This window comes from Bacteroides sp. AF34-31BH, assembly GCF_003602795.1.
Classification (GTDB): domain Bacteria; phylum Bacteroidota; class Bacteroidia; order Bacteroidales; family Bacteroidaceae; genus Bacteroides; species Bacteroides uniformis.
Genome location: NZ_QTLV01000010.1, coordinates 84005 through 97860 on the forward strand (window position 1 = coordinate 84005; position 13856 = coordinate 97860).

6 protein-coding genes are annotated in these 13856 nt (G+C 45.1%); 3 read left to right on the plus strand and 3 right to left on the minus strand.

Features of this window, described 5'->3' with window-relative positions; translation table 11 throughout:
- Nucleotides 1–80 precede the first annotated feature (80 nt).
- The 3 genes from DWZ67_RS14705 to DWZ67_RS14715 form a co-directional block, all read right to left on the minus strand.
- On the minus strand, nucleotides 81–5978 hold the full coding sequence (locus DWZ67_RS14705; protein WP_120139182.1) for an alpha-2-macroglobulin family protein: 5898 nt from the start codon (nucleotides 5976–5978) through the stop codon (nucleotides 81–83).
- Nucleotides 5979–6682: 704 nt separating this feature from the next.
- A complete protein-coding gene (locus DWZ67_RS14710) occupies nucleotides 6683–8140 on the minus strand; it encodes an aminoacyl-histidine dipeptidase (protein WP_120139184.1) in 1458 nt (485 codons plus the stop codon).
- Between the two features lie 370 nt (nucleotides 8141–8510).
- Nucleotides 8511–9497: a lysylphosphatidylglycerol synthase transmembrane domain-containing protein gene (locus DWZ67_RS14715; RefSeq protein WP_005824021.1), complete on the minus strand. Its 987-nt coding sequence runs from the start codon at nucleotides 9495–9497 to the stop codon at nucleotides 8511–8513.
- Between the two features lie 135 nt (nucleotides 9498–9632).
- Between DWZ67_RS14715 and rsmA the strand changes: the two genes are divergently transcribed.
- The 3 genes from rsmA to DWZ67_RS14730 all read left to right on the plus strand — a co-directional run bounded on the left by rsmA (nucleotide 9633) and on the right by DWZ67_RS14730 (nucleotide 13771).
- On the plus strand, nucleotides 9633–10427 hold the full coding sequence (gene rsmA / locus DWZ67_RS14720) for a 16S rRNA (adenine(1518)-N(6)/adenine(1519)-N(6))-dimethyltransferase RsmA (protein ID WP_120139186.1): 795 nt from the start codon (nucleotides 9633–9635) through the stop codon (nucleotides 10425–10427).
- A gap of 26 nt (nucleotides 10428–10453) precedes the next feature.
- Nucleotides 10454–11800 (plus strand): magnesium transporter, encoded by a 1347-nt coding sequence (mgtE, locus tag DWZ67_RS14725; RefSeq protein ID WP_165852480.1) that lies wholly within the window; start codon nucleotides 10454–10456, stop codon nucleotides 11798–11800.
- A gap of 117 nt (nucleotides 11801–11917) precedes the next feature.
- On the plus strand, nucleotides 11918–13771 hold the full coding sequence (locus DWZ67_RS14730; RefSeq protein ID WP_120139187.1) for a DUF349 domain-containing protein: 1854 nt from the start codon (nucleotides 11918–11920) through the stop codon (nucleotides 13769–13771).
- Nucleotides 13772–13856 lie beyond the last annotated feature (85 nt).

Here is a 13856-nt window from a genome sequence, read left to right on the forward strand (position 1 = left end):
AAAATAGGTGTTTTTAGCGAGAGTACCTAAAATAGCGGAGCGCAATTTGTACAAATTGCGCTCCGCTCCATACTCTATTGTTACTTTATTACAATTATCCCTCCCGCCGAATGCGAAGCATACTCCGGAGCATACGCACACTGTATCGTGGCCAGCCCCGTTTCGTATGTTCCGCCACGGGCTATGCGATAACTGTGCTCTAAGACATAAACGCCTTTGCCCAAATGGTCGAAGAAGAAATTGGTTGCGGCATCTTCCACTTCTGCATAATAACCGAGGCCATTACTCCAACGATAACCGGAAAGCGAGCCTATAGGTTCAAAGCAGGCACCCCGCTGGTCTTTCAACTGAACAAAATCCATAGTACGGTCCAAGCGGATAGTCAAACGGGCCACTATTTTATCACCGACGGATAATACGGTCCCTTCCGTAACCGGTTGCAAGGACTTGCTACCACCGGCCGATATACGCTCTACATAAAGTTTCTTCTCTACATTCAATTCACCCCCCTGCTGCTTTACATCAGATATGGGTGACAGATACTGGGCATAAACAGCTCCCCAGGCAATGCCTGCATCCCGTTTCTCTACGGTGACGGTTTTAGCTTTCAGCTCCGGACTTCCTTGAGCGAAGGTTTCCTTGACATAACCCAAACCCGGGATTATGGTCTTTGTAGGCGACAATGTTTCCAAAACTTTGTTACCTAACGTGATACGTACGTCTCCCCGACTTTCCAGCAGATTAGTACCTTGACAAAGCAATGCATAAACAGCATCAGCCGTTGCAACCGGAGAATTCCAACTGGTAGTCTGCTTCTGTTTCAGCAGCCAGAGTTTCATTTCCTCCACCAAAGCATCGTTGCCACCTGCCATACGCAGGGCTTCCATTACTTCCACATGGGCAGGGATGGGCAGCATACCCCAGTTATACGGATTTGCTTGGAAAGCAAAGTATGCACCCAGTTCATCCGTCTGTACCAGATGTTCCTTGAGGGAAGCGATGAATTCATTCGCCTCGGCTGTACGCCCTACTGCTTTCAGGATGATGGCAGACTGTGCCTTGCTGCTCATGGTTCCATCTTTAAGATTGGCACCTACTTTTGATAGGAAATAGCGGTAAGCCGCTTGATTGTCTGCCGGCACTTGTTCGCCGCTAAGGGCTATCAGATACAGATATGTCATTGCCGATTCGGAGTTGGCAGTAATTCTGGCGCCATTTTTTTCGGCTTTACGGATATTGCGATACTCTTCCAAAGCCTGCCGATTCAAATAGCCGAAAGCTTTCTGCCGCATGGCGGCAACTTCTTCAGGCAGTTCATTTTTCGTCAGCAGAGGAAGACGAACAAGTAATTCTGTAATATAGCCAGTTATATAGCGGCTACCGGACATTCCCTTATACCAGCTCCATCCACCGTCTTCACCCTGCAATTCTTTCAATTTGGTAAAAGCGGAAAGATTGCGGTTATTCAGTTGGTTGATATCAAACAGCGTGGCAATACGTGCCTGCTGTTCGGCTTCAGTAGTAGCTTCCAGTACCCACGGAGACTCGCTGAGCAGGATATTCTTCACATCCTGATTCTTCTCCAACTGGCTGAGGAAGGTTTCTTTCGTGCCACCGGCAGCCTTCCAACTGTCAAATACAGTCTTAATGCGGGGCTGGCTGTTGGCAATGAAGCCTGCCAGACTATTGGCATACCAAGCTGTAGCCCAAGAAATGGCATTATCATTGGCAGGCAGGCTCAATGCCGGCAACGCTTGTACAGCATACCAAGCCGGATTCCCGGTAAATTCTACAGTCAGACGACGGTCTGTCGCTGTACGGCTATTACGGTTGAAAAGGCTGTCTAATGAGAACGTACGGGTCTCCTCGCCACGGATAGGCATAGCAAGCGTTTCCGTAATATACTCCTTATTACTTAATACGGGCAACAGATGCTGCTCGCCATCGCTAAACGTACCTCCATCGGCAACCATACGAATACCAAGCAAACCATAGCGGTCGGACACTTCGAAATGGAAGTTGACAGCAGTATTTCTTCCTGCTTCTACCAAGAATTTCTGATGTTGAGTAGCAATAACTTTCTCCGTCATAGGGTCGAACAGTGTGAATACTGCTGTTCCTTTCACCGCTTTACCCGTCAGATTGGCTATTGTTCCGGCTATCTGTGTTTTATCTCCAACGCGGACAAACCGAGGCATATTCGGAGTCAGCATAAACTCCTTGGCAGTTACAACGGAAGCATCCAATATCCCAGTCAGCATATCCTTAGTATGTGAGTAACCACGGAAATTCCAACGAGTCAAGCTCTGCGGCATCGTAAAAGAAAACGCAAGCTCCCCTTGTTCGTTTGTACGAAGTTGAGGATAAAAAAAGGCTGTTTCGGCAAAGTTGGTGCGAAGCCCCTCAATAGGTTGCAAGGCCTCGCCAACCGGTATCGTTTCCGATTCAAAAACAACATCTTCCACCGCGTCTTCCGCTACTTGTGCAGGAACATATTTCACTTCAACGGCATTCCCGGATTCTGCTTTGGAAGCAAGCATCGGCTGGTTGGCACCACGTATTCTAAGATTACCGGTCAAAGAGCTATTCCGGGTAGTCCCATACCCCACAACACTTACTTCTTCCAAAAGCGCATTGTCTTCTACCATCACTATCCGCATCCTTCCATCCATATAAGGAGAACAGAAGTAGTCAAACGACCACACCGGAATCCTCCAAGCCTTCAACGGGAAATAAACGGAGAAGTAATTGCTATTATAACGGCTCGCACCACGGAATGCCCCATACAGATTATCCGGATAGAAAACCCGTAGTATCTGGTTACTCTTATAAATCTTATCCAGTGAAGCGTCGTACATCGTAGCCAACATCTCAGCCGCAGCAGGCATACCTTGAGGCGTCTTTATGACGAGCTTCCACTCTTCTTCCTGTCCGGGACGCAAACGGTCACGGAACACTTCCCATTTCATGTCGAGAGCACGTTCCGGCTCCCGCTTCTTCAGTTCAACCTGATGACTGTACATCTCGCCAGCTTTCACAAAACTGAAAAGAATGGTGATTCCCTTGCCATATGCTTCCTTATAAGGGAATTCCATACGAATAATAGTATCATTCAACTGCAACACACGGCTTTCAATGCGTTTTCTGTCACAAAAGACATCCATCAGCACATATGCATCCCGATAAGAAGTCCCCAAAAGAAAAGCGGCAGGGTACTGTACATCAAATTCCTCATTTTCTTTATAATAAAAGAAATCTGTAAACGCAGCCGGACGCTTGTCACTCTTTGAAAAGAGCATGAAACTGTCACTGCCATATGCCCCATTATTCTCTTCACGTCCCAAACTATCACGTACAGAAAGTTTCAAGCGATAGTTACCTGAAGGAAGCTTGTTCCAAGCCGAAAAATCCTGGAGCCGATTGGCTGTGAAGGTACCCTCCAATACAACATCATCCAAGGGTTCAGAACCTGCAATATTCCTTGCCCCATTTTGTTCTGCAAATGGATAAAGGCAATAGGAACCTTCAATGTGCTGAGGAATATTCATTACATTATTCACTCCAAAAGTGAAAAGCATACTGTCTTCCTTACAAACATATTGAGGCAAGCGAATATCAAAGGAATAAGCTTTAGGACCTGCCAACAAGTTATACGAAGCGGATTGCGTTTCACCGGCCTCATCCGTCACCACCGCCTCCACATGATAAGTATACACACTCCCATACCCGTCTGTATCTACAGCCGGAGCTTCTAAAGTCAAGGGTATGGAAAAATCCCCGTTGGTATCCAATTGTATGGTGTCAGACAATAATGGTTTATCAGCATTGCTCCAATAACCAGGTCTCGGATTCCGGCGAGTCACCGTATATGCCAATGGCACATCCTGCACCATCATGCCATTGAAGGCCTTGACATTTCCTTTCAACACAACCTTGTCACCCAGCCGATAAGCTTCCGAAACCGGAGTGAAGGCAATCTCGAACGTAGGTCGCTTGTACTCCTCTACCCTAAAAGTGACGGTAGATTGAGGCTCTTTGGTTCGTATGCTGAACATGCCATTCAGGCAAGCTGCCGGAAGTACAAACTCCGTAGCAAAAGAGCCGAAATCATTGGTCCGCCCCTTCCTGGTGGCAAGTTCCTTGCGGTTGGCATCCAACAAGACAAGCTCATAATCAACTCCTTGTAGTACCTGGGCGCTATCACTATTCTGCTTGTAAGCTATCCCTTTTACATGAACGGTCTGCCCGGGACGATAAAGCGAACGGTCTGTCAGCAATGCCATCTGCCTCCAATCTGTATCCTTAATACCGTAATAAGGATGATTCATATAAACGTTCTGCGGCATCATGGCTGTGTCTCTGCCTTTACGCGCCACATAACTTCGGATTTCACTCTGCCAGGGTAATACAGCTTTCCCCCCGGCATCAGTCAGTACCTCTGCCATCGCTTTTCTATTCTTCTCATCATAAAAAGAGTAGAAACTCACCTTGGCACCAGCAATCGGCTGTCCACTACGGGCATCCAATGTAGCCACTTCCATACGGTTGTCACCCAAATCCAATGTCAGCACCTTGAAGCGGGTAGATACCAGAAATTTATCATCTGTACGGGCCGTTTCAGTATCAGGTACTATTTGAAGAATATAGACTCCCGTTTCCCGAGGAATCATGAACTTAAATACAGTGTCCGAGGCAAGATAAGGGACATCTTCAGGCAATTTATCCTTGCCTGGCAACGGCTTTAAGCCAAAATGCGTGGAAGAAAACTTCCGGGCATACTTTCTATAAGTATCTTTATTTATACCATGGTCCATCCAAGGTACTTCACTTAAAGTAGTGGTATATAAGTTGAGAGTAAAGCCCTCGACATTACGATAATGCAGCCTCATATTCACCGAATCGCCGGGATAACCGCTTTCATTCATAGTCAGAATGAGTTCAGGCTGTAAAATCTGTTCACGGATATTTTTCAACTCATTGATACGCTTATACGCAGGATAGCGCTTCAAGCCTTCTTCACAGACTTTTAGAGCCTCATCAGCGCGTTTCGGTTCCAAACGGCGCAGGTGGTTGGCTTTATGAATGTAAACCTCGGCACAAACCTCTCGTGAACCGTATTCCTTTATCAATTTATTCAAAACCTCAAGATATTCCCGATTAGCCTTTTCCTGACGCATTCGGAAAGTAGGATAAGGCTGCTGGCTGATACCACCGGTCAACTTCCAGTTCCAATAATCAAGAGAACAGAGCAACATAGCATCTTCCGAACCGGCACGACGGCGATAAGCATTCATCATATCCAGATAAATCCTTTCGATACGGGTCTGTACCAAAGAATCCACGCTGAAACCATCCAGCTGCCGATAAGCATCAACAGCACGGCTTACCAATAGATGGTACATATCGTGCCCATAGAACCGGCTACCGTCTTCCAACGCCACAAAAGGCACATATTGTTCTGCAGATGTATTGAGCAAGCGGATGGAATCCTGCAAGGATGCACGGTTACACCTATCTATTTTATCCACAAACTGGCTGATACTCCACTCACGGATATCTTCTGGAACCTCGTCAACAGTCAGTAAAGTACGTGACAGCAAGACACGGCGATTCTTCCGCATCAAGTCAGCATATTCATATGCCAACAAAGAATGTAGAATAGCCTTGTTCACCGGATTCCTCTCCGATTGTGCCCAAGATTCCATATATTTCAGACTGGAGTAAAGGCTGTCCGGAGTCAGCCCCTCTTGATAAGTCTCCCTACAAATGTAGGCTTTCAACATTTGCGGAGCATTCTGCTCTTGCCGACCTTTCCGATAGATTTCATCAGCCAGTTTTATCACTGTTTGAGGCAGGCTTTTCTTTTGAGCCTGCTCCACCTGCTTCCACAACTTATCGTACGTCTGCGCATACAATGCCGAAGCCCCAAATGTAACCAGCAGCAACAATATGCTACAAATTCTTTGAATTACTCTCATAATTATTCGTTTGTTAGTCTTTGTATTAATAACAAAGGAAGTGAATAAAGTTCAAACAAATGTACTTTTGGACATAAAAAATCTTATTCTACTCCTACAAAAAAACAAGGGATATGTTTTGCAAACATATCCCTTGTGCTATACTTAAATGTTAGTGTACTCACATTTGGAGGCTATAATATCTCATTGCCTCCATCCAATTCTTACCAGCTGCGGTAAGAATGTGCTTAAATGAATTTGCAATCTTCTTTTTCATAATCTTAAAAAATTAAACTAATACCTGAAAACTAAAATTCAATACTTCACGAAAGGGGGGGGGAATGCTTAAAGCATTACGTAACCCCAAATGTTCTTATCGGCTTCGCCGACATGCTTAAAAAAACTCTTTAACATTTTCATTTTGTTATCCTCCTAAAATCAATCTTGTTATCCTTAAAAAATCTACTAGTTTTCTATTGTTTTCATGTTTTACAACACAAAAATAGAGCCTTTGTTCAAGATAACAAGCAAAAAACAGATAGAAAACATGTTTTATAACATATTTCTTGACTTAGGTCAATTTTTAGGGAGAAAGTGCAAGGATATTGACATACCATTGTAATAAGTCTGGGACATTCTGGCAGAAAGAGGACAAACTGTCACAGACAAAAAAGGCAGGATACTTAATAAAGCACCCTGCCCCTATTCATTACATAAAGTATTCTCTACTTTTCAGGAGTCTGCTCCAATGTAGCCACCAAGAAATCATAGAACTTGGAAACAGTAGGAATTAACGCACGCTCGTCCGGTGAATGCGGAGAACGCAAAGTGGGACCGAAAGAAATCATATCGAGTCCTGGACAATTGGCACCAATAATACCGCATTCCAGACCTGCGTGAATAACCTTCACGGCAGGTTCCACACCAAACTGCTGCTTATAGGACAGCTTCATGGCATGCAGTATAGGAGAATCCACATTAGGCTGCCATCCGGAATAGCCACCACTCAATTCCACCTTCATACCTGCCATAGCGAAACAAGCTGTCAGGCTGTCTGCCAGGAAATCCTTCATCGTATCGCAAGAACTACGCGCCAAAATACGAACTTCGGCCTTACCGTCTGCAATGATTACGATAGCCAAATTGGAGGAAGTTTCTACAGTATCGGGAACAGTAGGAATCATACGCATCACACCATTCTGGCAAGCCATCAACACGTTAATCATATTATCCTGGATTTCTGAAGGAACAACGGCAGTGGGTAGAGTTACCTCTTCTATACTCAGGGTAATACCACTTTCAATCGGAGCATATTCGTCATTCAGTTGTGCCTCGTATTCCTTCATATAATCTTCCAAACCGTCCATATCCTCAGGATTGAACACCAATACTGCATGTGCTTCGCGAGGGATAGCATTACGCATATTACCACCTTCAAAACTTGCCAGCTGGGAGTCAAACTCAATCAGCAAATCATGTACGATGCGTGCCAGCAATTTATTGGCATTACCGCGCCCTTCATTGATTTCCAAACCGGAGTGACCGCCACGCAAACCTTTCAGCGTAATCTTACGAGCAACGAAATCGGCCATAGGCGTCTCCTCCTTATATTCCAAAGTAGCAGTAATATCAAGACCACCGGCACAGCCGATATAGAGTTCGCCTTCGTCCTCAGAATCAAGGTTCAGCAGAATTTCCCCTTGCATAGTTCCGGGTTTCAAACCGAATGCACCATACATTCCCGTTTCTTCATCCTTGGTTATCAGAGCTTCCAATGGGCCATGCTTCAAGTTATTATCTTCGAGCACCGCCATAATGGCAGCTACTCCCAAACCATTATCTGCTCCCAGCGTGGTTCCTTTGGCTTTCACCCAATCACCCTCAACATAGGTTTCAATGGGATCTGTTGTAAAATCGTGAATAGTATCGTTGTTCTTCTGAGGCACCATGTCCATATGCGCCTGAAGGATGATGCCTTTGCGGTTTTCCATACCCGGAGTGGCAGGCTTACGAATAATAACATTGCCGACCTCGTCGACAAATGATTCCAACCCCAAGCCTTTTCCAAAATCAATAAGGAATTTGGTAATCTTCTCCATATGTCCTGACGGACGGGGAATCTGGGTCAGTGAATAAAAGTGCTTCCATACATTCTGTGGAGCTAACTGTAAGATTGTACTCATAATTCTAAAAAGTTAGTTTTCGCAAATATAACGGTTTATTCTCGGAAAGTACAATAAACCGGGATTTTTCTAAAGTACTAAATCATCAGCTATCTTAAACATGGCTTTTACATCTTCACATATTGCGATAGAACATCTGCACCTAATATAGCTACCATATTTAGGAATTTCTCCCACTTCTATATCCAAGCAACAATATCGTTTAAAGAAACCAATCTTCCAACAACCTTTAGGCTTCAGTACTTATAAGGAAGTACTGAAGTACTTGCAAAGAAGTATTACAGTACTTTTAAAGGAGTACTCTCTATAAGTACTGTCTCTGTCCTCTAACACAAGAAGTGACAATATAGGAACCCACCACAAGAAACGTCTATTTCTTTGCCCTATTCGCCAACGCCAGGTGCAACGACCCGTAGATGCCCAACACTATCACCAGCAACGTCTGTATGCCATGCACTATCAGAGCAAATATACCCGCATCCGTAGCATTTACCCCATAAAGCATCATCATAGTGATGACAGCAAAGTGCCAGGGTCCTGCCCCGTTGGGCGTGGGAACAATGACTGCAAACGTTCCGCCGACAAACATCACCAGTCCGGCAAGGAAACTAAGGTGCTCCGTAAACTGGAAGCAATAGAAAGTTATATAGAAATGATAGAAATAGCATAGCCAAATAAGTAAAGTGTAAAGAACAAACAAAGGCACATTCTTCACATTCTTAAGTGACATCACACCTTCCCATATATTCAAGACTACTCCCTTTACCTTTTCAAAAAAAGAGAGCATACGCAACAGAAAATAGAGAAGTACCAAAACACCAATAATAGAAAAAAGAGCCACATAAAACCAAGGGGAAGTCACAAGATGCACCAGCGAAGGAATCTTGGTGCCCGTCTCCTCGAAAAAACGGAAAAAGACAGGCATCTGCGCCAAAAAAGTAATCCCCGTAATCAGCAGAATGCAAAGCGTATCTACCAACCGCTCCGTCACCACCGTCCCCAGGGACTTTGCAAAGGAAACATTATCATATTTGGCAAGTACTCCACAACGCGAAACCTCTCCCACACGGGGCAGTACCAGATTGGTGGCATAAGATACAAAAATGGCATCAACGCAATCGCTTGTTTTGGGATGAGCATCCAGCGGCTCCAAAGTCTGCTTCCAACGCCAGCCTCGTAACACATGGCTCATCACACCGAAGAACAAGGACAACAACATCCACCACCAGTTCGTCTGATGAAGGAGAACTTCTTCTGCCTTTGAAAAGTCAAAATCACGATATACCCAATAGAGGATAAAACCACCCAATAAAATGGGTAAGATGATTTTCAACGTCTTTTTTAGCAGCTTATTCATACGATATTCCCAAATTCTTCATTCTTCATTCTTCATTCTTCATTGAAAAGAACTACCTTTGCTCCGTGTAAAGATAGGTTGTTGTTCACACTACAGCCTACGTTTACGGAGCAAAAGTAATGATTTAGTTGATACATGAGAGTAGTTAAACCTAAAAAGTTTCTCGGGCAACACTTCCTGAAAGACCTGAAAGTGGCACAAGACATCGCCGACACGGTAGATGTCTGTCCCGAAATTCCCATCCTCGAAGTTGGTCCGGGAATGGGAGTACTGACCCAGTTTCTTCTGCCCAAAGAGCGCAACGTCAAAGTAGTAGAACTGGACTACGAGTCAGTGGCCTACCTACGGGAAGCCTATCCGCAACTGGAAGACAACATTATTGAGGACGACTTCCTCAAAATGAACCTGCAACGGTTGTTTGGCGGGCAACCTTTTGTGCTGACGGGAAACTATCCTTATAATATCTCCAGCCAGATATTCTTCAAAATGCTGGAATATAAGGATCTGATTCCCTGCTGTACGGGTATGATACAAAAGGAAGTAGCCGAGCGCATAGCCGCCGGGCCGAGCAGCAAGACATACGGAATCCTAAGTGTACTGATACAAGCATGGTACAAAGTGGAGTACTTGTTTACGGTACACGAACATGTCTTCAACCCGCCCCCCAAAGTTAAAAGTGCCGTCATCTGCATGATGCGCAATGAAACGCACGATTTAGGCTGCGACGAGAAATTGTTCAAGCAAGTAGTGAAAACCACGTTCAACCAACGCCGCAAGACTCTGCGGAACTCCATAAAACCGATACTCGGCAAAGACTGTCCACTGACGGAGGACGTATTATTTAATAAACGCCCGGAACAACTGTCCGTACAGGAATTTATTCAGCTGACCAACCAAGTGGAACAGGCATTGAGAACGATTAATGATTAATGGTTAGTGATCAAACACGAACAATCATGGAAATAGACGAAGAATACATAGACAAAGTCAAAAGCCTGATAGAACAGAAAGACGCGGAAAACGTCAAAACACTTTTGACAGACCTTCACCCGGCGGATATTGCAGAACTGTGTAATGACCTCGGCTTGGAGGAAGCCCGCTTCGTTTACCGCCTCCTTGACAACGAAACGGCAGCGGACGTACTGGTTGAAATGGACGAAGACATCCGGAAAGAATTCCTGGAGCTTCTACCTTCGGAGACCATTGCCAAGCGTTTCGTGGATTATATGGACACGGACGATGCCGTAGACCTGATGCGCGAACTTGATGAAGACAAGCAGGAGGAAATACTTTCGCACATCGAAGATATAGAACAAGCCGGTGACATCGTTGACCTGCTGAAATACGATGAAGACACTGCCGGTGGTTTGATGGGTACGGAAATGGTGACTGTCAATGAAAACTGGAGTATGCCGGAGTGCCTGAAGGAAATGCGCCTGCAAGCTGAAAAGCTGGATGAAATTTACTACGTATACGTCATCGACGACGAAGACCGTCTGCAAGGGGTATTCCCATTGAAGAAAATGATAACTTCCCCTTCTGTCTCCAAGGTAAAGCATGTGATGCGGAAAGATCCTATCTCCGTCCATGTAGATACCCCCATTGACGAAGTGGTACAAATCATCGAAAAGTATGACTTGGTGGCAGCTCCTGTTGTAGACAGTATCGGGCGTCTGGTAGGCCAGATTACCGTAGACGACGTCATGGACGAAGTCCGCGAACAGTCGGAACGTGATTACCAGTTGGCATCCGGTTTGTCCCAAGATGTAGAAACGGACGATAATGTCATGCGCCAAACTTCCGCCCGTCTTCCATGGTTACTTATCGGTATGCTAGGCGGTATAGGCAACTCCATGATATTGGGTAACTTCGACACGACTTTCGCCGCCCATCCGGAAATGGCCCTTTATATTCCGTTGATTGGCGGTACGGGGGGAAACGTGGGAACCCAGTCGTCTGCCATCATCGTGCAAGGCCTTGCCAACAGCTCACTGGATGCCAAAGACACCTTCAAGCAGGTAGCCAAGGAAGCAGTAGTGGCGGTCATCAATGCCACCATCATCTCCCTGCTGGTATACATCTATAATTTTATCCGGTTCGGAGCTACGGCTACGGTCACTTATTCCGTCTCCATCAGCCTCTTTGCAGTCGTCATGTTCGCCTCCATCTTCGGAACGCTAGTCCCCATGACTTTAGAGAAACTGAAGGTTGACCCGGCCATTGCCACCGGCCCGTTTATCTCCATTACCAATGACATTATAGGCATGATGCTGTACATGGGTATCACTGTCTTACTGTCATAAAAACAAGAAAATAGAAAAAAATCAAGGCAAATTGTATGAAGTAATCATTTTATTTCATTAATTTGTAGCCTAATGTAACCCGAACGGGAGGAACCCGTTTCTAAAAAAGTAAATACAATGACGGACACTCATGACACTAATCTCCCCGAAAAGCCGGTGGAATTAGAAGAAGAAAAGAAGGCAGCAGAGGTTTCTGAACCGGCAACAACAGAAACTCCCGCTGAAGAAATCGTTTCGGAAAAGCCGGTAGAGCCAGTTCAGAAGCTCACGAAAGAGGAAATACTTGCCAAACTCAAAGAGGTGGTTGCAGACGTGGAGAACGTGGCAAAACCTGAAATAGACGGTTTGAAGCAATCTTTCTACAAGCTGCACAATGCTGAGCAGGATGCGGCCAGAAAACTGTTCATTGAAAACGGAGGCGCCGCGGAGAACTTTGTTCCACAAACAGACTGTGTGGAGGAAGAGTTCAAGAATATCATGTCCGTCATCAAAGAAAAAAGAAGTGCACTCACAGCCGAACTGGAGAAGCAAAAGGAAATGAACCTGCAGGTAAAGCTTTCCATCATCGAAGAGCTGAAGGAGCTGGTTGAATCTCCAGATGACGCCAACAAGAGCTATACGGAGTTCAAGAAACTACAGCAGCAATGGAACGAAGTTAAACTCGTTCCGCAAGCTAAGGTCAACGAGCTTTGGAAAAACTACCAATTGTATGTTGAGAAATTCTATGACCTTCTGAAACTGAACAATGAATTCCGCGAATACGATTTCAAGAAGAATTTGGAAATCAAGACACATCTCTGTGAAGCTGCCGAAAAGCTGGCGGATGAAGCGGATGTAGTTTCAGCTTTCCATCAGTTACAGAAGCTACATCAAGAATTTCGTGATACAGGGCCGGTAGCCAAGGAACTACGCGACGAAATCTGGGCACGTTTCAAAGCTGCCTCTACAACCGTAAACCGACGTCACCAGCAACATTTCGAAGCGTTGAAGGAAGTGGAACAACACAATCTTGACCAAAAGACCGTAATTTGCGAAATCATAGAAGCCATCGACTACAAAGAACTGACAAACTTTGCTTCTTGGGAGAGCAAAACGCAAGAAGTCATCGCACTTCAAAACAAATGGAAGACCATCGGTTTCGCTCCGCAAAAAATGAACGTGAAGATTTTCGAACGTTTCCGCAAAGCGTGCGACGAGTTCTTCCGTAAAAAGGGAGAGTTCTTCAAGACCCTGAAGGAAGGTATGAACGAAAACCTGGAAAAGAAGCGTGCCTTGTGCGAAAAAGCAGAAGCTCTTAAGGACAGTACCGACTGGAAAGTAACTGCCGATGAACTGACCAAACTTCAGAAAGAATGGAAAACCATCGGTCCGGTAGCAAAGAAATATTCGGATGCCGTATGGAAACGTTTCATCTCCGCTTGTGACTACTTCTTCGAACAAAAGAACAAAGCCACTTCTTCACAGCGCAGCGTAGAGCAGGAAAATCTGGAAAAGAAAAAAAACATCATCGAGAAACTGAATGCTATTGATGACCAAATGGATACGGAGGGAGCTACCCAATTGGTACACGACCTCATGAAAGAGTGGAACGGCGTAGGACATGTACCTTTCAAAGAGAAAGACCGAATCTATAAGCAATACCATAGTCAGATAGACAAATTGTTTGAACGCTTCAACATCAGTGCCTCCAACAAGAAGCTAAGCAACTTCAAGTCGACTATCAGCTCCATTCAGGAAGGTAGTCCACAAGCCCTTTACCGGGAACGCGAGAAGCTGGTACGTGCCTTCGACAATATGAAGAACGAGCTCCAGACATATGAAAACAATCTCGGCTTCCTAACCACTTCTTCCAAGAAGGGAAACAGTCTGCTGACAGAAATCAACCGCAAGGTGGAAAAGCTGAAAGCAGACATCGAACTTGTAAAAGAAAAGATAAAAGTGGTGGACGAGAACATCAAAAACCAAGGATAACGTAACAAGATAAGACTTAATAAAAAAGGAACCCGCCCCTACAGCTATGCAGCCGTGGGGGCGGGTCTACTTTTTATACACCTTA

What these genes read in the sequence shown, in the direction of transcription:
- rsmA (WP_120139186.1), top strand. Translation starts at nt 9,633, where the DNA reads ATGAGAGTAGTTAAACCTAAAAAGTTTCTCGGGCAACACTTCCTGAAA.
- DWZ67_RS14710 (WP_120139184.1), bottom strand. Translation starts at nt 8,140, where the DNA reads ATGAGTACAATCTTACAGTTAGCTCCACAGAATGTATGGAAGCACTTT.
- DWZ67_RS14715 (WP_005824021.1), bottom strand. Translation starts at nt 9,497, where the DNA reads ATGAATAAGCTGCTAAAAAAGACGTTGAAAATCATCTTACCCATTTTA.
- DWZ67_RS14730 (WP_120139187.1), top strand. Translation starts at nt 11,918, where the DNA reads ATGACGGACACTCATGACACTAATCTCCCCGAAAAGCCGGTGGAATTA.
- DWZ67_RS14705 (WP_120139182.1), bottom strand. Translation starts at nt 5,978, where the DNA reads ATGAGAGTAATTCAAAGAATTTGTAGCATATTGTTGCTGCTGGTTACA.
- mgtE (WP_165852480.1), top strand. Translation starts at nt 10,454, where the DNA reads ATGGAAATAGACGAAGAATACATAGACAAAGTCAAAAGCCTGATAGAA.